This window comes from Bordetella tumulicola (assembly GCF_965138755.1).
Classification (GTDB): domain Bacteria; phylum Pseudomonadota; class Gammaproteobacteria; order Burkholderiales; family Burkholderiaceae_B; genus Bordetella_A; species Bordetella_A tumulicola.
Genome location: NZ_CBCSFP010000001.1, coordinates 430206 through 450699, shown reverse-complemented (window position 1 = coordinate 450699; position 20494 = coordinate 430206). Strand labels below are relative to the sequence as shown.

The 20494-nt window shown below is 58.9% G+C and carries 20 protein-coding genes; 10 read left to right on the top strand and 10 right to left on the bottom strand.

Annotated features, from left to right (window positions below):
- The first annotated feature begins 129 nt into the window (after positions 1-129).
- The 3 genes from ACNAZS_RS02115 (at position 130) to ppk2 (ending at position 3633) form a co-directional block, all read left to right on the top strand.
- Positions 130-1986, top strand: coding sequence for a phosphoenolpyruvate carboxykinase (GTP) (locus ACNAZS_RS02115; RefSeq protein ID WP_415785670.1), 1857 nt, complete (start codon positions 130-132; stop codon positions 1984-1986).
- A 144-nt stretch (positions 1987-2130) separates the two neighbouring features.
- The gene (locus ACNAZS_RS02110) at positions 2131-2649 is read left to right on the top strand and encodes a DNA-deoxyinosine glycosylase (RefSeq protein ID WP_415785668.1); all 519 of its coding nucleotides are present in this window, start codon (positions 2131-2133) and stop codon (positions 2647-2649) included.
- Positions 2650-2715: 66 nt separating this feature from the next.
- Positions 2716-3633: a polyphosphate kinase 2 gene (ppk2, locus tag ACNAZS_RS02105; RefSeq protein WP_415785666.1), complete on the top strand. Its 918-nt coding sequence runs from the start codon at positions 2716-2718 to the stop codon at positions 3631-3633.
- Positions 3634-3688: 55 nt separating this feature from the next.
- Here the strand turns inward: ppk2 and ACNAZS_RS02100 are convergent, their stop codons facing one another.
- Positions 3689-4069, bottom strand: a complete 381-nt coding sequence (locus tag ACNAZS_RS02100; RefSeq protein WP_415785664.1) for a tautomerase family protein — start codon at positions 4067-4069, stop codon at positions 3689-3691.
- Between the two features lie 95 nt (positions 4070-4164).
- Between ACNAZS_RS02100 and ACNAZS_RS02095 the strand changes: the two genes are divergently transcribed.
- A complete protein-coding gene (locus ACNAZS_RS02095) occupies positions 4165-5022 on the top strand; it encodes a LysR family transcriptional regulator (protein ID WP_415785662.1) in 858 nt (285 codons plus the stop codon).
- Positions 5023-5111: 89 nt separating this feature from the next.
- Here the strand turns inward: ACNAZS_RS02095 and ACNAZS_RS02090 are convergent, their stop codons facing one another.
- Together ACNAZS_RS02090 and ACNAZS_RS02085 are read right to left on the bottom strand one after the other, a co-directional pair.
- Positions 5112-6077, bottom strand: a complete 966-nt coding sequence (locus tag ACNAZS_RS02090; RefSeq protein WP_415785660.1) for a 2-hydroxyacid dehydrogenase — start codon at positions 6075-6077, stop codon at positions 5112-5114.
- A 57-nt stretch (positions 6078-6134) separates the two neighbouring features.
- The gene (locus tag ACNAZS_RS02085; protein WP_415785658.1) at positions 6135-7130 is read right to left on the bottom strand and encodes a Bug family tripartite tricarboxylate transporter substrate binding protein; all 996 of its coding nucleotides are present in this window, start codon (positions 7128-7130) and stop codon (positions 6135-6137) included.
- A gap of 107 nt (positions 7131-7237) precedes the next feature.
- Between ACNAZS_RS02085 and ACNAZS_RS02080 the strand changes: the two genes are divergently transcribed.
- On the top strand, positions 7238-8182 hold the full coding sequence (locus ACNAZS_RS02080; protein ID WP_415785656.1) for a LysR family transcriptional regulator: 945 nt from the start codon (positions 7238-7240) through the stop codon (positions 8180-8182).
- A gap of 153 nt (positions 8183-8335) precedes the next feature.
- Here ACNAZS_RS02080 and ACNAZS_RS02075 read toward each other — a convergent pair whose 3' ends face one another.
- From ACNAZS_RS02075 to ACNAZS_RS02055, 5 genes are all read right to left on the bottom strand, one after another.
- On the bottom strand, positions 8336-9919 hold the full coding sequence (locus ACNAZS_RS02075; protein WP_415785654.1) for an aldehyde dehydrogenase (NADP(+)): 1584 nt from the start codon (positions 9917-9919) through the stop codon (positions 8336-8338).
- Positions 9920-10105: 186 nt separating this feature from the next.
- Entirely contained in the window at positions 10106-11707 is a 1602-nt protein-coding gene (locus ACNAZS_RS02070; protein WP_415785652.1) for a GMC family oxidoreductase, read from the bottom strand.
- Positions 11708-11725: 18 nt separating this feature from the next.
- Positions 11726-12733, bottom strand: coding sequence for an ABC transporter substrate-binding protein (locus tag ACNAZS_RS02065; protein WP_415785650.1), 1008 nt, complete (start codon positions 12731-12733; stop codon positions 11726-11728).
- A 42-nt stretch (positions 12734-12775) separates the two neighbouring features.
- Positions 12776-13594, bottom strand: a complete 819-nt coding sequence (locus ACNAZS_RS02060; protein ID WP_415785648.1) for an ABC transporter ATP-binding protein — start codon at positions 13592-13594, stop codon at positions 12776-12778.
- Complete coding sequence (locus ACNAZS_RS02055) at positions 13591-14358, bottom strand: ABC transporter permease (protein WP_415785646.1); 768 nt, start codon at positions 14356-14358, stop codon at positions 13591-13593. Before ACNAZS_RS02055 ends, ACNAZS_RS02060 begins: the two co-directional genes overlap by 4 nt.
- Before the next feature lie 98 nt (positions 14359-14456).
- Here ACNAZS_RS02055 and ACNAZS_RS02050 point away from each other — a divergent pair, with 98 nt between their 5' ends.
- The 3 genes from ACNAZS_RS02050 to ACNAZS_RS02040 all read left to right on the top strand — a co-directional run bounded on the left by ACNAZS_RS02050 (position 14457) and on the right by ACNAZS_RS02040 (position 17021).
- Positions 14457-15182, top strand: coding sequence for a GntR family transcriptional regulator (locus ACNAZS_RS02050; RefSeq protein WP_415785644.1), 726 nt, complete (start codon positions 14457-14459; stop codon positions 15180-15182).
- A gap of 16 nt (positions 15183-15198) precedes the next feature.
- Positions 15199-16338, top strand: coding sequence for a mandelate racemase/muconate lactonizing enzyme family protein (locus tag ACNAZS_RS02045; RefSeq protein ID WP_415785642.1), 1140 nt, complete (start codon positions 15199-15201; stop codon positions 16336-16338).
- 176 nt (positions 16339-16514) lie between these two features.
- On the top strand, positions 16515-17021 hold the full coding sequence (locus ACNAZS_RS02040; protein ID WP_415785640.1) for a YjjA family protein: 507 nt from the start codon (positions 16515-16517) through the stop codon (positions 17019-17021).
- A gap of 68 nt (positions 17022-17089) precedes the next feature.
- Here ACNAZS_RS02040 and ACNAZS_RS02035 read toward each other — a convergent pair whose 3' ends face one another.
- Both ACNAZS_RS02035 and ACNAZS_RS02030 read right to left on the bottom strand, forming a co-directional pair.
- A complete protein-coding gene (locus ACNAZS_RS02035) occupies positions 17090-17422 on the bottom strand; it encodes a YegP family protein (RefSeq protein WP_415785638.1) in 333 nt (110 codons plus the stop codon).
- 157 nt (positions 17423-17579) lie between these two features.
- Positions 17580-18773 carry an MFS transporter gene (locus ACNAZS_RS02030; RefSeq protein ID WP_415785636.1) on the bottom strand — a complete coding sequence of 398 codons (1194 nt, stop codon included), beginning with the start codon at positions 18771-18773 and terminating at the stop codon, positions 17580-17582.
- 231 nt (positions 18774-19004) lie between these two features.
- Between ACNAZS_RS02030 and ACNAZS_RS02025 the strand changes: the two genes are divergently transcribed.
- Together ACNAZS_RS02025 and ACNAZS_RS02020 are read left to right on the top strand one after the other, a co-directional pair.
- On the top strand, positions 19005-19406 hold the full coding sequence (locus ACNAZS_RS02025; protein WP_415785634.1) for a carboxymuconolactone decarboxylase family protein: 402 nt from the start codon (positions 19005-19007) through the stop codon (positions 19404-19406).
- A 109-nt stretch (positions 19407-19515) separates the two neighbouring features.
- Positions 19516-20493: a Bug family tripartite tricarboxylate transporter substrate binding protein gene (locus ACNAZS_RS02020; protein WP_415785632.1), complete on the top strand. Its 978-nt coding sequence runs from the start codon at positions 19516-19518 to the stop codon at positions 20491-20493.
- Position 20494: the final 1 nt, after the last annotated feature.

Genomic DNA, 20494 nt, shown 5'->3' with positions numbered 1-20494 from the left:
GCATTCCCGACGCCTGGAATCGCTGCGTTGGCAATGCATGCAAGTAATATGACTGCGTTTAGAAAACATTTATGAAATGCGGGTCCCAGCGGGNCCCNCATCGCCGTTTACATTTAGGAGATGGGCCTGATGAATAAGCCGTTCGACGGAGGAATCGCTTCGCTTAACGTTCCCGAATACGTCAAGCACCAGGGGCTGGTCGAGTGGGTGGCACGTGTGGCCGCGCTGACGAAACCAGACAATGTGGTCTGGTGTGATGGTTCCCAAGACGAGTACGACCGCTTGTGCGAGCAGATGGTGCAAGCCGGGACGCTGAAACGCCTGAACGCCGCGAAACGGCCTAATTCTTATCTCGGCTGCTCCGACCCCTCTGATGTAGCGCGTGTCGAAGACCGCACCTTTATTTGCTCCGAGCGTCCTGAAGATGCCGGGCCGACCAACAATTGGGCCGATCCCGCCGAAATGCGTGTGACGCTGGACGGCTTGTTTGACGGCGCGATGCGAGGCCGCACCCTGTACGTGGTGCCATTCTCGATGGGTCCGTTGGGCTCGGATATCGCGCACATCGGCATTGAGCTTTCCGACAGCCCGTATGTGGTGGTGAATATGCGCATCATGACCCGGATGGGTCGTGCTGTGTTTGACGTGCTGGGCACCGATGGTGAGTTTGTGCCGTGCGTGCATAGCGTGGGCAAGCCGCTGGCCGAGGGTGAGGCCGATGTCTCCTGGCCGTGCAACCCGACGAAGTACATTGTGCATTACCCGGAAACGCGTGAGATCTGGAGCTTTGGCTCCGGCTACGGCGGCAACGCGTTGTTGGGCAAGAAATGCTTTGCCTTGCGAATCGCATCGACGATGGGCCGCGACCAGGGGTGGTTGGCCGAGCACATGCTGATTTTGGGCGTGACCTCGCCCAAGGGGAAAAAATATCACGTGGCGGCGGCTTTTCCGTCGGCATGTGGCAAGACCAACTTTGCAATGTTGATCCCGCCCGAGGGCATGGACGGCTGGAAGGTCTCGACCGTGGGCGACGACATCGCCTGGATCAAGCCGGGTGCCGACGGACGTCTGCGAGCCATCAACCCCGAAGCGGGTTATTTCGGAGTGGCTCCTGGCACCAGCGAAAAAACCAACTTCAATGCGATGGCCACGCTGAAGTCCAACGTCATTTTCACCAACGTCGCCTTGACCGATGATGGCGACGTTTGGTGGGAAGGCATGACGGATACACCGCCGGACCACCTGATCGATTGGCAGGGACGGGACTGGACGCCGCAGATCGCCAAGGAAACCGGCCGCAAGGCGGCACACCCGAACGCACGCTTTACCGCGCCGGCCTCACAATGCCCGTCCATTGATCCCGAATGGGAAAACCCAGACGGGGTAGTCATTGACGCATTCATCTTCGGCGGGCGTCGTTCGACGACCGTGCCGTTGGTCACCGAAGCCCGCAATTGGGTCGAAGGTGTGTACATGGCGGCGACCATGGGCTCCGAGACCACTGCCGCGGCGGCAGGCCAGCAGGGCGTCGTGCGTCGCGATCCGTTCGCCATGTTGCCGTTCTGCGGCTACAACATGAGCGATTATTTCGGCCATTGGCTCAAGTTGGGCAAGCGCCTGCAGGACGCGGGTGCCGTGTTGCCGCATATTTATTGCGTGAACTGGTTCCGCAAAGGACCGGACGGCAAATTCGTGTGGCCCGGTTTTGGTGACAATATGCGTGTCCTGAAATGGATGCTGGGCCGTATCGACGGATCGGCCGGCGGCGCCGAGCAGGTATTCGGGGTTTCGCCCACCTATCAGGACATTGATTGGACCGGCCTGGAGTTCAGCCCCGATCAGTTCCAGCAAGTGATCTCGGTAGATGTGGCGTCGTGGCAGGACGAACTCGCCCTGCACGACACCCTGTTCCAGCAGTTGGCCCAGGGTTTGCCCAGCGAATTGCCCAAGGTGAAGTCGTCGATCGAAAATCGCCTGGCGGCCTGACGCCCGCCCGGTTGCGCTCGATGTAAACGGCCGGAAGGCCGCGACGNGGTCATCAGATTCTGACTGAATCTGATGACCGCGTTTGATATTGTGGACGGTGGATCGCCGACGCATCGTTGGCGATGGATGAAAGCGATTTTCCCCATGTCAGTTTCCCTTCGTGTGGTCGGCTTCGCCCCGCTGACAGCGCCTGACGCGCGCATCCTGGTATTGGGTTCAATGCCCGGTGTGGCCTCGTTGCGGCAGCAGCAGTATTACGCGCATCCGCGCAACGCTTTTTGGCCGATTGCCGCTGAGGTTTGCGGTTTTGAGGTCCAGGCGAGCTACGAGGCGCGATGTGCGGCATTGATGGCCTCGAGAATTGCGCTGTGGGATGTGCTGCAGGCCTGTGTGCGCCCGGGCAGCCTGGACGCCAGCATTGATATCACCAGCATCGTACCGAATGATTTTCAGGCCTTTCTGGATAACCATCCCTCCATTGTACGTATCTGTTTTAACGGCGCGAAAGCGGCCGCCATGTACCGGCGGCATGTGCTGCCCACGCTGACGACGCGCGATCTGCGGTATGTTGATCTGCCATCCACGAGCCCGGCCCATGCGGCCATGACGCGGCAAGATAAGCTGCGAGCATGGGGGTATGCACTGGCATTACCAGATGGTTGATCGGCCAGTGTCAAGAATTGTTCATCTGAACTGGCTACGCTGTCAAAAACGCGTAAGGAGCGTGCTATGAATCTTGATGATCGTGAAGAATTGCGACGCCGTATCGAAAACGATTTGCTCGACAGCCTGGATGAAGAGCTGGAACTGGAAATCGAGGATCGCACCTATGATTTGAACGCCGAAGGTGACGCGGTGGCACGGCAAGAGAGCCATGCGCAGCGCATATCGTATTTCCGTGAACTATTTCGCCTGCAGGGCGAACTGGTCAAGTTGCAGAACTGGGTCGCGGCGACCAAGCAAAAGGCGGTCATTATTTTTGAAGGGCGAGACGCGGCAGGCAAGGGCGGCGTGATCAAGCGGATTACGCAGCGCCTGAACCCTCGTGTCTGTCGGGTGGTGGCGCTACCCGCGCCCAACGATCGTGAACGCACGCAATGGTATTTCCAACGCTACGTGGCACACTTGCCCGCGGCGGGGGAACTGGTGTTGTTCGATCGCAGTTGGTACAACCGCGCCGGGGTAGAGCGCGTGATGGGATTTTGCACCGACGAGGAATACGACGAGTTCTTTCGGTCGGCGCCCGAATTCGAGCGCATGCTGGTGCGCTCGGGCATCAAGGTCATCAAGTACTGGTTCTCTATCACGGACGACGAGCAGCATTTGCGCTTTTTGGGTCGTATTCATGACCCGTTAAAGCAATGGAAGCTCAGCCCCATGGATCTGGAGTCGCGCCGCCGCTGGGAAGACTACACGCGAGTCAAGGAAACCATGCTGGACCATACGCATATTGCCGAGGCCCCATGGTGGGTGGTGCCTGCCGATATGAAAAAGCAGGCGCGGCTGAATTGCATCCATCATTTGCTGTCGCAGTTCCCCTACGAAGAGGTAGAGCGCTCCGAAGTCGTCTTGCCGGCACGCGTGCGCAATGAAGATTACATTCGCCATCCCGTGCCGCAGAGCATGATCGTCCCGCAACTGTACTAGTCTCGTTGCCTGCGAAACGATCCTCGCTTCGCAGGCATGGTTTCTGGGGTCGTTTTCACGCGTATTGCGCGAGTCCATGACCAAAAGACCAATTCTCTTTGGGGACCTCAACCAGATTGATAAACACGTCATCCGGTCGGATCCCCGGGTTATCTCCAAGTCGTTGGGCAATCCGGTGGAACAGGGCCTTTTTTTGCTCCAGGTCGCGGGTGTTGCTCACGGTGAGTTGGATGAACACCAGTTCGTCGCTTCGGGCGACGTTCATGTAAGACGCGTTGTAGCAAAAACTCGCCGCGTCATGTTCCGTCAGGAGCATGAATTGGTCGTTCTCGGGAACGTTGAACGTTTCGCGCAGTGCGAGGTAGACGTTGTCAAAGATCGCTTGTTTGTAGGCTGCGGTTTTGCCGGTGCGTAGGGAAATATTAACGAGTGGCATGGTGCGTTTTCTCCATGGGTCTCACGTGGGGGAATTGCTTACCATTATTCATTCTTTTATGTTATTTATACTTATTTCAATAATAAGAAATTTAAATGACTAGACAATCCCTGGACTTGGATGCGGTTAGGGCCTTCATCCGCATCGTCGAGCTCGGCAGTTTTACGCGCGCAGCAGAGGCCCTTAGGACGACTCAGGCCGCGATGAGCTTGAAGCTGAAGCGCCTCGAAGAAATGCTTGGATTTCGACTCGTTGAGCGCACACCACGATACGTGGAGATTTCGGCGCAGGGGGCGACTTTTCTTGAACTCGCACGCGAGCTATTGGAGGCACATGATCGCGCGCTCTCGGCATTCACCGGGGCGCGGCAACGTCTCACAATCGGCATCAGCGATCATGTTGCGGGGCCTGAACTCCCGGCATTGATCGCCCGCATGAATGCGCAAGATCCCGAACTGCTGATCGAGATTCGAATTGGGTCATCAGGGGATCTACTTCAAAGCTTTGATCGCCGAGAGTTGGATACGGTCTTCGTTCGTCAGCACGCTGATCGCAGCGACGGGAAGGTCCTGGCGCAAGAGTCATTCGGGTGGTTCGCCTCGCCAAATTGGCAGCGTCGCGCTAACGAGCCATTGCCACTGGCCACGCTTGCCGAGCCTTGTGGGGTACGTGCGATGGCGGGGAGGCTGCTTGATGACGCAGGGATACCGTGGCGAGAGGTTTTTGTTGGGGGCGGGGTGACCGCAGTCGCCGCGGCCGTAATGGCAGGAGTGGGAATTGCAGCATTGGCACCGCGGATGTTGCCCTTTGGCGCGGTGGACGTAGGCGCCAAGCTTGGACTGCCTGAGCTAGCCCGATTACCTGTCTTGCTGCACACCAGGGTCCATCGTGGTCGAGCGCATGAAGCGCTCGATGCGCTTTGCGCTGCGTTTCGTAGTGTGATCCGGTCCTGATTGTGCGTCGAAAACCGCAGCGTGCAGCGATGGCGACAGTCCTTAATGAAAATTCGAAATGCCGCCAAGCCCGTGGCAAGCACACGCCATCAGGTGACAGGCGTCAGCACCTGACGTCGTTTGAACCAACCCTCTAGATTGCTCAACGTTAAGTCCGCCATGGCTTGTCGCGTTTCTTGAGTGCCGCTCGCGAGATGCGGAAAAACGACCACTTGATCCATTTCCAGCAGTGCTGGCGGCACTTGGGGCTCGTGCTCGAACACATCCAGTCCCGCACCGGCGATGCGTCCATCTTGTAGAGCCTGCACTAACGCGGGTTCATCCACGACCGAACCACGTGCGACGTTGATCAGATAGCCATTCGCGCCCAGGGCATTGAGGACGGCCTCGTTGATCAGGTGACGCGTCTGCCCCCCGCCCGGCACGACGATCACGAGAAAATCGCTGTCTTGCGCCAACGAGATCAGATCGTCGTAATAGCGATAGTGATCCGGCACATCGTTGCGCGGGCGGCGGTTGTAATACGCGATGCTCATGTCGAACGCTTCGGCGCGCTTGGCGACTTGCAAGCCGATATTGCCCAAGCCGACGATACCGCAGCGCTTGCCGCTGGGTTTGATCGTCAACGGAAAGGATGCGTTTGGCCAGCGGCCATCGCGCACGAAGCGGTCTGCTTCGCAAAAGCGACGAGACACGTTCAGGATGAGCGCGAGTGCTGTATCCGCGACGCAGGCATTGAGCACATTGGGCGTATTCGTGACGACGATATTGCGCGCCTTGGCGGCATCGAGGTTGATGGTGTCGACGCCCACCCCCTGGCTGATGATGGCTTTCAGATTGGGCAGGCTTTCGATGAGTTCGCGCGATGCGCCGTGGCGCCCGCTGGTAACGATACCCTGCACGGATTTCCCTTGTGTTTGCAAAAACGCGGCTTGGTCTTTGAGTTCCCACCAGCGATGCAAACGGTAATGGCGCTCGGCGTGCGCCGTGATGGAGGCAGGCATAGGCCCGACCATCAATAGGTCGATGGAATCCGTGGCGACGGTATCAGTCATAAAAAATATCCAGCATAGAGGTAAGGTCCGCGCTAGCGATCGCGCAAGGGAAAAGCGCTATTGCGCCTGCAGGCCACGCGCCTTGATGATCTCGCCATAGCGCGCGCGTTCCGTCGCGGCGAGTTGCGCCAACTCTTCGGGTGTAGAGCCGTGTGCGCCGGCGCCTTGAGCCAATAGTTTTTCCTTGATAGCGTCTTCGTTGGCGACCTCACGAATCGCTTGCGACAGTTTGTCGATGATTGGCTGTGGCGTGCCCACGGGCACGAGCACGGCCGTCCAGGAGCCGCCCTGGGCGTTCTTGATACCGGCTTCGTCAATGGTGGGGACATCCGGCATCGCGGGCGAGCGTTCTTTGCCGGTGACGGCCAGCGCCCGTAGCTTGCCGGCCTGGACGAATGAATTCGTTTCGAGCACCGATGCAAATAGCATGTCGACACGGCCGCCCATCAAGTCGGCCATGGCGGGACCGCCGCCTTTGTAGGGAATGTGCAAGAGTTCAGTGCCGGTCGCCAATTGGAAAATTTCCGCGGTCAGATGCGGTGCGCCGCCGGTGCCCGAGCTCGCAAAAGTATGTTCGCCGGGTTTGGCTTTGGCCAGTGCGACCAGATCTTTCGCCGTCTTGACGTTGAGCGATGGCGGCACGACCAGCACAAAGGGCAAGTCCGAGAACAACGACACCGGCGCAAAGGCGGTGGCAGGGTCGGTCTTGAGCTTATAAATCCAGGGGTTGATGGCCAGCATGCCGGAATTGGCGAACAACAAGGTGTAGCCGTCGGGGTCTGCGCGCGATACAAGGTCGGCAGCGATTTGGCCGCCCGCACCGGCCTTGTTATCCACGACCACCGTTTGGCCCAGTACCTGGGCCAGGCGCTCGGACAGAATGCGTGCCGAGATGTCAGTGCCGCCGCCCGGCGAGAACGGTACAACCAGCGAAACGGGCCGGCTGGGATAGTCCGCCGCGGCATGGCCGGCCATGGGCATGCATGCCGCTATCGCCAGGGCCATGACACTCGCAATTTTGGTACGCAGCAGGGGTTTTCGTTTCGTTTTCATGTCTGTCTCCACAATGTCTGAAAATTATAGATTTCGATAGGCATTCAATACCTATTGAGCTACAAATAACATGGTCTAATACCTATATTGAATTAATAGGGGGTGTAATGGAGCTGCGTCAATTAGAGTGTTTTGTTGCAGTGGCTGAGGAATTGCACTTTGGTCGGGCAGCGGCGCGCTTGCGGATGACGCAACCGCCACTGAGTCGGCAGATTCAAATGCTGGAACAGCACCTCGGGGTGATGCTGCTGGAACGGCATAGCCGCAGCGTCAAGCTCACATCGGCAGGACAGCGTCTGCTGCGCGATGCCCGTCACCTGCTCGACTTCTCGGCACGGGCGGCCTTGGCGGCGCAGCGGGCAGCGCACGGCGAGGCCGGGCAATTGACGCTGGGATACACCGCAGTGGCGGCCTATCGGTTGATGCCGGCCTTGTTGATGCGCGCTCAGACGGTCTTGCCGGACGTCACAATCGAGTTGCGCGAAATGGTGTCCAGCGACTTGGGCCGGCAGTTGCTCGCGGGTGAGCTCGACGTGGCTTTGACTCGACATGTGCCGCCGCACCAAGGTCTGGAAAAACGCTTGATGGAGCGTGAGGCGCTCGTCCTGGCGTTGCCGCAGGGGTCGCCCCTGTCGGAAATGGAGTCGGTGCCGCTACGGGCATTGCATCACCAGCCGCTGATCTTATATTCGCCGGGCGACAGCCGGTATTTTCATGATCGGATTGTCGGAGCGTTCGGCTTGGCGAATGTGGCGCCGCGTTATGTTCAACGAGCCAGTCAGACACACACCCTGGTTGCGCTGGTTCGCGCGGGGTTGGGCTACGGTATCGTGCCAGACTCGGCACGCGAGCTGCATTTCGATGGCGTAGAGTTTCGTCCCATTGCACAGAAAAATTTGTACGCCGATATTTATTTGGCCTGGCGTCAGCAATCAGATAACCCCGCCGTCGACGCGTTCCTGGATCGCGTGGCGGAGCGTGATCGGGTGGACGATAGCGAGGATGGCGTGTCTCTGAAGGCTAGGCCTGAAAGCAAGTTAAGCGCAGCCTGAGGACAAAGAGAGACAGCAGGGCGACAAAGAAAGGGCACAAGGACGGCAAAGAGACGACAAACGGGGCGAAGACAGCCAATGCCATCTTCGCCCCGTTGTCGACGCTTCGTCGGCCGTATTAGCGCCTGATTTCGCTAGCCGCGCTCGTTGTGCTTACGGTTGTTGCGGCGTGCCGTCGACCAGACGCCACAGGCCCAGCGGGTTTGCCTGTTGGATGGCTTCGGGCAGCAGGGCATCGGGCAGGTCCTGATAGCACACCGGACGCAAGAAACGATCAATGGCCGTGGCGCCGACTGACGTGTACATCGTGTTCGACGTAGACGGGAACGGACCGCCGTGAACCATGGCATACGTGACCTCTACGCCCGTCGGGAACCCGTTGGCCAGGATACGGCCGGCCTTGCGTTCCAGTACGGGTACGAGGCTGCGTGCGGCCTCGACATCGCTGGCCTCGATTTGTAGCGTGCTGGTGAGCTGGCCTTCGAGATGCTCGGCCACCTCGCGCATTTCGGCCACGTCGCGTACGCGAATCAGCAGCGAGGCGGGACCGAAGACTTCGCTTTCGAGGGCCTTGTCTTGCAGGAAACGCTGGGCATCCGTGCGATACAGCACGGCTTGTGCGCTATTGGGCCGTCCTTCATTGCTTTGCCCTTGGGCAACGCAATCCACGCCGTCGAGGTTGCGCAGTTGTGCGACACCAGACTGATACGCATCGGCAATACCGGGCGTGAGCATGGTACCGGCGGGAGCTTGTTGCAGGGCCTCGGTGACGGCAGCCTCAAAGCGCTTGAGATCCGGACCATCGATCGCGATCAGCAGACCGGGGTTGGTGCAGAGTTGGCCGACGCTTCCCGTGAGCGAGGCCGCGAAGCCTTGTGCAATGCCTTCCGCACGTGCAGACAGGGCGCCTGGAAACAGGAATACCGGGTTGATGCTGCTCATCTCGGCATAAACCGGGATCGGCTCGGGGCGACCATTGGCAGTGCGAACCAGCGCCAGTCCGCCTTGGCGCGAGCCGGTAAAGCCAACCGCCTTGATGGCGGGATGCGCGACTAATGCATCACCCAAGGTGCGGCCCGCGCCAAACAGCAGCGAGAACACGCCCTCGGGCAGGTTATTGTCTTTGACGGCTTTCTGGATAGCACGGCCGACTAGCTCGGACAGGCCGGGGTGACCGCTGTGCGCCTTGACCACGACGGGGCAGCCGGCTGCCAGTGCGGATGCCGTGTCGCCGCCCGCGACGGAGAATGCCAGCGGGAAATTGCTGGCGCCAAACACGGCGACCGGACCCAGCGGTACGCGCGCCAAGCGCAGATCCGAGCGTGGCATCGGTTTGCGCTCGGGTTGCGCCGGGTCAATGGTGGCGTTCAAGAACAAACCATCACGCACCACTTTCGCGAACAAGCGCAACTGGCCGACGGTGCGACCGCGTTCACCTTGCAGGCGAGCCTCGGGCAGGCCGGTTTCGGCCATACCGCGCGCAATCAACTCATCGCCCACGGCCATGATGTTATCGGCAATGCTTTCCAGGAAATCCGCGCGCTGGCTCAGCGGTGCGGCGCGATAGGGATCGAACGCAGCCGCCGCGAGCGCGCAAGCGCGATCGACATCGTCCTTGCCGCCCAGACCGAATTCAGGTTCGATGGGTTCGTTTCGGGCGGGGTCAAACGCGCGCTGGGCGCCCTGTGTGCCGCGCACGGCGCCGGCGCCGATGAGCATGTCACCTGTGATGGACATGGATAGTCTCCTGATACTGGATGGGGGCGGTGTACCGAACGGATCCGCAACTTCAGTCTAGTATAGGGATAGAACCACTCCTGTTTCGAGTATCTTTGCCAATCCAGTCATAAAAAACATGAATTAATATAAATATTGAATGGTCTAAGCTAAATATTGAATCACCTAAACTAAATATTGAATGACCTAAGCGCGCTGTCGAATCAATTGCGCACCTTTTTCGCCAATCAAGATGGCCGCCGCGTTCGTGTTGGCCGAGACCATGGCCGGCATCACCGATGCATCGATGACGCGCAGGCGGTCGACACCCTGCACGCGTAAGGCGGGATCCACGACGGCCGCCGCATCGCTGCCCATGCGGCATGTCCCCGACACATGGAACACCGTGCCACCCCGCTGGCGCGCGAATTGGGCCAGGTCATGATCGTTTTGCACGATGGACCCGGGCATGTACTCGTCGCCCGTCACAAATTCACGAAAGGCAGGTTGATGATAAATATCGCGCAGCATGCGCAATCCTGCAACCAGCACTTTGATATCGTGTGGCTCAGTCAGGTAGTTGGAGACGATGCGCGGCGGCGCCAGGGGATCGGTCGAACGGATCTCGACGGTGCCGCGAGAGTCCGGCCGGCACTGCGTGGCCGACGCCGAAAATCCCGAGAATCCATGTAGTGGATCGCCCGGTTTGTCGACCGAGAGCGGCATGACATTAAACAGGATGTCGGCGCGCCCATCGCGGGCGTGCTCGGTGCACACCATGCCGCCGACTTGGCCGGCGCCGACCGTGAGCGGACCTGATTTTTCGAACAGCCACCGGGCTCCCATGCGCGCGAGCTTGAGCGGATTACGCACCTCGTCGTTGAGCGACAGCTTGTTTTTGACCTTGACAATCACGCGCGCCTGGTAGTGGTCTTGCAGATTGCGGCCGACCTCCGGGGCGTCGACGTGAACAGGAATGTCGTGTTTGCGGAGCAACTCGGCGGGGCCTACGCCAGACAGTTGCAGCAACTGGGGCGATTGAAGGGCGCCCGCGGACAGAATCACTTCACCCGTGGTGTCGGCCTGCATCGTCCTGCCATCGTGTAGCCAGCTGACGCCTTGACACACACCGCGCTCGATCCGCAGACGGGTCACATGCGCACCCGTCAACACGGTCAGGTTTGGACGTGAGCGGGCAGGGCGCAGAAAGGCCGTCGCCGCGCTGTCGCGCCAATGACCTTTCAGGGTCAACTGATAACTGCCCAGTCCCGAGTCCTGCGCGCCGTTGAAATCCGGGCTACCGGGATAGCCGGCCTGTGCGCCCGCCTGTAGCCAGGCGTCACACAAAGGATGATCGTTACGCAGGTTCGAGACATGCAATTCACCGTGCTCGCCGTGGTAGTCGTTTTCACCGCCGGCATAGCATTCGGATTGTTTGAAAATAGGCAGTACCTCGCGATAGCCCCAGCCCGTCGCACCCAGCCGAGCCCAGTCGTCATAATCGGCATGCTGGCCACGGATATAGATCAGCCCATTGATGGAACTGGATCCGCCCAGCACCCGCCCGCGCGGCCAGACGATGGGTCGATTACCCGTTTCCGCCTGAGGCTCCACGGCAAATTGCCATGAATAACGTGGGTCGTAGATGGACCGAAAATAACCCACCGGCAGCTTTAACCAGAATCCGGTGTTGGCGCCGCCGGCCTCCAGCAGCAGGACGCGACAAGCCGGGTCTGCGCTCAGGCGATTGGCCAGGACGCAGCCGGCAGAGCCGGCGCCCACGATGATGTAGTCATAGGTGAGAGGCATCGCGTATTGGGAAAGGGCTCAGGCTTTAACCACGTCCATATAGGGCTTGGGATCGAAGTACGTGCTGGCCGGTACGGGATTCGAAATGTTGGCGGCCTGTACAAAAAAGTCGGTGACTTGCTGCAGCCATTTGGTCACGGTGCCGTCGGCATACTTGGCACGCCATTCGCTCGAGGTAAAGTATTTGGATGCCTTGAATTGCTCTTTCAGATCGGCGAGCGGCACTTGGGGATACTGCTTCTTTTGCAGCGCCGTGATGGCGTCATCGGTATGCGACAGCAGATGATCATTGGCCTTGACCCAGCCTTTGATCAGCGATTGAATCAATGGCGGGTTTTTATCGTAATAGTCGTTGCGTGCCGCCCAGCCACCGACGATGGCCGCCTCGGGATAAAACGCCGAGGCATCGACCAGCATGCGTGCGCCTTTGACTTTTTGTTTGATGGTGACATCGAACGGCACCCATAGCGCCACAGCGGGTACGGCGCCCGAGATAAACGACGTGACGGCTTCGGTCATGCGTTGGTTGACGATCTGCACGTCTTTGCCTTCTTCCAGATTGGCACCCTGCAAGACACGGTTCAGAAACACATGCGCCGTGGTGCCGGTCGTCGTCGATATTTTTTTGCCTTTGAGATCCGCGGCGCTCTTGATGCCCGAGTCCTCCCGTACCCAGAGTTGGGCGGTGGCGTACTCGACGTTATTGATCAGAAAGACCTTGCCCTGGCCGCGCGCCGGAAAGTTCGATACGACCGCTCCGGTCGAGAGCACATCCAGACTGCCGCCGATCATGGCCTGAAAGAGCTCGAGTCCTGTGGTGAATTTGATCATCTGCAAATCCAGGCCTTGCTCAGTAAAAGCACCGATCTCCAGGCCCGTCCAGATCTGCGCGTCGACGGCGGGCGTATGCAGATAGCCCACGCGAACAGGCTGCGCGGCACGTGCCAACAGGGGCATGCCGATTCCTGACATGGCAGCCGCGAGGGCGCCGGTTTTCAATAGTGTTCTGCGCTGCGGGTTGATCATGAGGAACTCCTTTCTAGCGAGCAAGATAATGGAGGTGAAGCATTAATCAGCCAGACGTACCGTCTGGCTGGCCTGCCTGGCGTACTCTTGCATCACCAGGCTGCGTATTTGCGAACGCAGTTCGCCAAAACGCGGATCTTCGTGCAGATTCTCTGCGCGAGGATAAGAGAACGGCACATCAATGACGGTGCGAATACGTGCCGGCCGGGCCGTGACGACCACGATGCGCGAAGATAAATAAATCGCCTCTTCGACAGAGTGCGTGATCAGCATCACGGTCTTGTTTTCGGCCATTAGCACTTGCAGCAGCAAGTCCTGCATCGCCGAACGGGTTTGCGCGTCGAGCGCGCCAAAGGGCTCGTCCATCAGCAGAAACTGCGGCTTGACGGCATACGCGCGTGCGAGGGCCAGGCGTTGCCGCATACCACCGGACAAATGCTTGGGATGATGGTGGGCAAAGTCTGCCAGCCCCATCAGGGTCATATAGCGCTGCGTGATGTCGTCGCGTTCCGCGCGGCCGGTCCGATTGGCGCGCAAATTCAAGCCGAATGCGATGTTCTCTTTGACCGTCAGCCAGGGAAAGACCCCGTACTCCTGAAAAATCACGCCCCGATCGGGGCCCGGGCCGGTGATGGGCTTGCCATCCAATAGCACCGCGCCCTGCGTGGGCTGCAGAAAGCCTGCCACCATATTCATCATCGTGGTTTTGCCACAACCCGACGGTCCGATCACCGAGACAAACTCGCCTTGATGAATGTCGTAGTTGATGCCATCCAGAACGCGCATGGGGCCATCCGCCGTGGGGAAGTCCACGGCGACATCGGAAAAACGGATACGTACCGGCGAGGTATCAACGGTCATGCGATGCGCTCCTGCCAGGCGACCAAACGGCGGGCGACCGCGCGGAGAATCAGGTCCATGACCAGCGCGATCAAACCGATGCAAATAATGCCCACATAAATGATGTCGAGCTGAAAGAATGACGAGGCATCCTGGATTAACGCGCCCAATCCTTGTTGCGCGGCAATGAGTTCCGAGGCGACCAAGGTCGCCCAAGCGACGCCGAGCGCCACGCGCAACGCCGTCAGCATATGGGGAATCGTGAGTGGCACGATCACCTTGCGAAAGATTTCGCCGTCCGTCGCGCCCAGGGTACGAGACACGCGGACAAAGATCGGATTGATCTGGGCGATACCTTCGTACATGACGATGACGCCGGCAAAGAATGACGCATAAAAAAGAATCGCGATCTTGGCTGACTCGCCAATACCGAAATAGACGATCACCAACGGAATCAACGCAATCGGTGGCAGCGCCCGAAAAAAATTGATGACCGGGTCGACAAAGCTGCGCACCCCTTTGTACCAACCCAGCACAAAGCCGACGGGAACAGCCAGCAAAATACCCAAGGCCACACCGACGACGACACGCTGGGTGGACATCAGGATGTCGTGGGGCAGTCGTGTTTGCATGAGCGCCATGAATCTGGCCAGCACCTCGTGCGGGCTGGGAACCAGGGCAGGGCTGATCAACCCGCTGGCACGCACGGCATACCACGCCGCAATGATCAGCAACCACGGCGCGGCAATCAACGCCACACGTTTTGCAAATGAACGATCGCGCAAAATGTCTCCTCCGTCTAGATGCGAAGTCGCTTGACCTTTTAAAGGTCAAATCGTACTGTAGACCATACGTTTAGCAAACAATATATGGCTATTTGTTTATGGCTATCAACTTTCACGACAGCCCCATTCCACGCTATCTGCAACTGGCGGACTTGATGCGTCAGCGCATTGGCCGCGGCGTATGGGAACAAGGCCAAAAAGTCCCGTCACTGGACGAGCTGGTGGCGGCGTTCGGGGTAGCCCGCGTGACCGTGCGTCAAGCGATGGACGTGTTGACGCGCGAGGGATTGGTGTCGCCACAACAGGGGCGCGGCACGTTCGTCACGGGGCAGCCACCGAATGATCGCTGGCTACGCGTACAGACGACACTGGCCGAGCTGGCCAATATGTATCGCGATACGAAGCCCACGATTGTCACGATCGACGAGGCCATACATAGCGCCCCTGTGACACCCAAGGACGGCATCGCCGCTGAGCGCTATGTATTCATGCGGCGTATTCATGAGCGCGCCGATCAGCCGTATTGTGTGATCAATATTTATTTGGCCGAAGACATTTTTCGTCGGCATCCCAAGCGCTTTCGCAACGAAACCGTGATTCCGTTATTGGTGTCCATGCCGAGTGTGACGATCGCACAGGCGCGGCAGGCATTGACGATCAGCACGGCCGACACCGAGATCGCGCAGCAACTGCAGATAGCGGTCAATACGCCGATTGCCGAGGTGCGACGTGTGTTCGTCGATGAGGATGATCGCGTGATCTATTTAAGTGAAGTCTCATACCGTGGGGACTTTATTCATGTCGAAATGAACTTGATTCCCTAACGCCACGAGGTCAGTCATGGGCAACGCCAGCGTGTACCCCGCCAAACTCAGCGTGCATGTGTTGCGCTATCCCATCGAGCAACCGGTACGCACATCGTTCGGCACGATGCACGACCGCCCGGCGGTCTTTGTCAGGGTCGAGGATCGTGATGGTGCGCATGGCTGGGGCGAGGTATGGTGCAATTTTCCCGCTTGCGGGGCAGAGCACCGCGCGCGCTTGGTCGAGACCGTATTGCAACCCCTGCTGTTGGGGCGCGCGTACGAGGATCCCCCGGCGGTTTTTGCACATTTGACGATGGCGACCGCTGTCTTGGCGTTGCAGTCTGCCGAGCCGGGCCCGATTGCACAGGCCATTGCGGGGGTGGACCTGGCGCTATGGGACTTGTGTGCCCGTCGCGCCGGCCAACCCCTGTGGGCCTTTCTGGGCGGAAAGCACGATCAGGTTCCTGTCTATGCCAGTGGCATTAACCCCGACGATCCGGCGGACACGATACGAAAGAAACACGCAGAGGGTTATCGCGCTTTCAAGCTCAAGCTCGGTTTCGGCCAAGAGCGTGATCTGCATAATCTGCGCAGCGCGCGCGACGTCGTCGGGCAGGGGGTTCCGATCATGACCGATGCCAATCAGGGTTGGGATCTTGCGACATCGATGACGATGGCAGCCGCAATGGCCGAGCTGGATATCGCCTGGCTGGAAGAGCCGCTGCGCGTCGATCGACCGTTTGCCGAGTGGCAAGCGCTGGCGCGTCAGTCCGCGGTGCCTTTGGCCGGAGGGGAAAACTATCTGGGCCAAGAGATGTTCCAGTCGGCGATCGATGCGGAATTTCTGCGGGTCGTCCAGCCCGATCTCGCCAAATGGGGCGGCATTTCGGGATGTTTGCCCGTGATTCAGGCCGTGCGCGCGGCAGGGCTGCGTTATTGCCCGCACTATCTGGGGGCCGGCGTGGGGCTCATGGCATCGGCGCATCTTCTGGCCAGCGTTGATGGCCTCAATCACGGCGGATTGCTGGAAATCGATGCGAACGACAACCCGCTGCGGTCGATGCTCAGCGAGCCGTTGTCGGTATTGGAAAATGGTGTGGCCCATCTAGGCCACGCGCCAGGCATTGGGTTAGAACCCGACTTGCAGGCACTGCGGGACTGCTGCCATCGATAGGTCAGACATGTCGGGCCTGTGACAATACGGATCGGGGTGTTACGCCGCCCTGAGGCATCGCCGCCTGGTATTCATAATTTGTCGCATTCGAGCCGTTGTCTTTGCGTTGTTTGTCTTGTTGTTTGACACCGGCGACCGCTAGGATAAGTTGGATTTCCTCAGCCTGGAGTGATGCAATGGAATTGAGTCATCGTCATCTTATCGGCGCCGCAGCCATTATTGCTGCCCCGTTTTTTGCAACCGCTGCGCATGCGCAATTATCGATGGACGCTGTCAAAGGTCAACTCGGTGGTGGCGCGGCAGAGCAAAGCGGATCATCGGCAGGTAGCGCGGCGCAAGGGCTGGGTGGCGCGTTGGGTGGCGGTGACAGCTCGGCCCTGTCGGCATTGGGCGGCGGTTCAGTGAGCGCCGGCTCCGCAGGCAATGCGGCGGGCGTGCTGGAGTTTTGCATGAAAAACAACTACCTCAGCGGTGGCGACGCCTCATCAGTGAAGGACCAATTAATGGGCAAGCTAGGTGGCTCTGAAAAAGCCTCATCCGACGAGAGCTATACCAAAGGCGCCGAGGGCATTTTGACGGGCGGCAATGGGCAATCCGTGGATCTGAGCGGCGGAGGCTTGAAAGAAGAGATCACCCGCAAAGCGTGCGATCAGGTGCTGGAGCAGGGCAAGTCGTTCTTGTAAATCACTAGCCCCACAGGATTGAGCGCGGGTACGCCACGGCGTACCCGGTTGCGCGCTATGTCAGGACATTAGCTGTTATCGCGGATGTCTTGCGTAGCGCCGTTTTGCTTGGACGACTCGATGCCGCCGTTGCATGCGGCCTCGGTGCTGTACATTTGGCTATTGCCGATCACCTGATTGTTGCCGGCGCGCAGCGTGAAATAAAACTTGCCGTTTGAGGACGTCGCGGTCTTGTATCGTGCGCCATCACCGCTATTCTTTTGCACCGAGGCAATGCCACTGGTGGCGGATGATTTGGCCACGTACATCTCGCTGGTGAGGATGGTTTCCCCGTTGCCGGCTTTCAGCGAAAAATAGAATTGCCCGTTGTTTGCTTTTTTGAGTTCAAACCAACCTGCCATGTCGTGACTCCTTGGGTTGATGACAATACGCGAAACAGTCGATCCAGACTGGGGCGGACGCGCCGCCACAGCGTGGTCAGATCATAGGGAATGTGGTTGGTTTTGCCTAGGCTTTGTTGGATGTTTCACCAGCGGGTCGTGGGCCGCCCTGTATCGATTACGTGGCTTGTTGCAGTGTATTGCGCTGTCTATCCATGGCGACCGAGATCGCCCACAACACAAAACCGCCCAATGCCAGCAGTGCACCCACCCAACCGGGCGCATGCCATCCATAACCGTGAGAAAGAGCCAATCCGGCCAGCAAGGGGCCTAGCGCATTCGCGGTATTGAACGCCGAATGATTGAGTGCCGCGGCCAAGCCCTGGGCGTTTTGCGCGACGTCCATCAGGCGGGTTTGCAATACCGTGCCCAGCGCGCCACCGATGCCGACCAGAAACACCGCCGGTGTGATGGTCCATAGACTGTCGATGCTGAAGGTGAATATCACCAGTGACGTAGCGCTAAACAAGAGGATGGCACCTGCCGTGGGCATCAGGGCACGATCGGCGAACTTGGGGATGATCAGGTTGCCGATGGTCATGCCGATGCCGAACACGGCTAATACCAATGGGAGCGTGCTCGGCGCGACTTGGGTGACCTCTAGCAGGATGTCGGCCAGATAAGTGTAGACGGCAAACAAGCCCCCAAAACCGATTGCACCGATACCGAGCGTCATCCAGACCTGCGCATGGCGCAAGGCACTGAGTTCGCGTAAGGGGCTGGCTTTGGGGTCGGCCGGCGTAGCGGGTGCAAACAAGGAGATCAGCAGCACGGTGAGCAGGCCCGTGGCCGCAACCAGTGCAAAGCCCCAGCGCCAGCCCACGGCGTGTCCCAGCCAATTGGCCATCGGGACCCCGATGATGGTGGATACCGTCAATCCCAAAAACATGCGGCCGACCGCTTGGGTGCGACGATTTTCGGGGACCAGCGACACGGCGACTAACGAGGCAATACCAAAGTAGGCACCATGCGGCAAACCGCTGAGAAAGCGCAGCACGATCATCCATTCGTAGGTCGGCGCGAACGCGCACAAACCATTGAACAACGCAAAACTGCCCATCAGCCACAACAGCAGAGCGCGTCGTGGCAGACGGGCCGCCGCGACCGTAATCAAAGGGGCACCGACGACCACGCCCAGTGCATACGCGCTGATGACGTGGCCGGCCGTCGGAGCATCGATACCGAGCGTTTGCGCGAAATACGGCAACAGGCTCATGGTGGCAAATTCGGTTGTGCCGATGGCAAATGCGCCGATGGCAAGCGCAAACAGGACTAAGCCGGGCGAGCGTGTTCCGGACGCGGAGGGGGTCATGGAGTCAGTCTCTGGGGGAGTGGATCGGCACAGGACCGTCATGCCCGCAACCGTTAAAGAACAATTGTAGCGCACGCATATCAGGGTTAATACTTATAGGCGATTTTTTTGCGAATCCCTACGATTGCCATATTGTCAGACAATCAATCAAAATTGACTGCAACGATTTGGCGGAATGCATCCTGCTAGTCTGCTTTGTCATTTACCCCTTCAACACCGCTAAGGAAGACGATGAACAACGAACTGTACGAAAAAGGCCTGAAAGTCCGCCGTGAAGTGCTTGGCGCGGAATACGTGGACAAGTCGATCGCCAACGCCACGGATTTCAATCGCATTGTGCAAGATATCTCCACCACATCATGCTGGGGCTTGTGCTGGGCCAATGATGACCTGACGCGTCGCGAACGCAGCCTCGTGAACTTGGCCATGATCGGCGTGCTGAATCGCCAACATGAGCTGGCCTTGCACGTGAAGGGCGCGCTGCGCAATGGCCTGAAAGAATCGGAGATCCGTGGTGCATTAACGCACGTCGCCATTTATGGCGGGATACCGGCGGGGATCGACTCGTTCCGGATTGCATCGCAAGCGATCAAGGAATATCACGAAGAGGAAGCCGCACAGGACAAGAAGTAAGCGGTTCTGCCGCGATATCCGGCTGGGCATAAGAAAACATCATCCCGGCCTTTTTTTTCGCATCTTGAACTGCTAAATACCTATCCATTCGACGATGGAGGAGACACGCATGCTTAAAGTTCTTCGCCCCGTGATCGTGGCGACGTTAGTCGCCTTCGGCACAGGCGCCTACGCCTACCCCGATAAGCCGATCACCATGGTCGTGCCTTATGCGCCCGGCGGCTCTACTGATGGCCTAGCCCGCATCGTTGCCGAGGCGATGGGTAACGAGCTGGGAACAACGGTTATTGTTGAGAACCTGGGCGGCGTCGGCAGCGTGCCGGGGGTACAGAAATTTTTGCGCTCCCCCAACGACGGCTATACGATCATACTGAGCAATATGGGTTCGTTTGCGATTGCGCCGACCTTGTACCCCGCGATGAAATTCGATCCTAAGACACAGTTGCAACCGATTGGTTTGGTGGCGGAAGTGCCGATGGTGTTATCGGTCAGCGCAGCCAGCGGTATCAAGCGATTGCCGGACTTATTGAAGCGGCTGCGCGATAGCTCCCAACCCGCGATCAATCTGGGAAATGGCGGACCGGGCAGCACGGGGCATATCGGGGCGGAGTACTTTCTCTTTCTGACCAAGACTCGCGCGCAAATGGTCCCGTACCGAGGCACCGGCCCGGCGATGGTCGATCTGATGGCCGGCACGGTGGACATGGTGGTGGATCAGACGGTAGCGATGATTCCCGCCAGCAAAGGGGGGCGTGTGATCCCGCTGGCGGTGGCGAGCGCCGAGCGTATCCCTCAAATGCCGGACACGCCCACGTTCGCCGAGGGTGGGGTGCCAGAGTTTGATATGGCCGTCTGGAACGCGGTGGCCGCCCCGCAGGGCACACCGAAGGATCGCGTCGATAAACTGGTCAGCGCGCTAAATGGCGCCCTGGATAACCCCAAGGTCAAGGAGTCTCTGAACGCAGCGGGGGCTCTCGCGCCCAAGGGGGATCGACGCGGGCCGGACGAAATGCAGCGCTTGATCACGAGAGATGTGGACCGCTTCGCAAAACTGATACATGACGCAAATATTCCCATTAACAAATAAG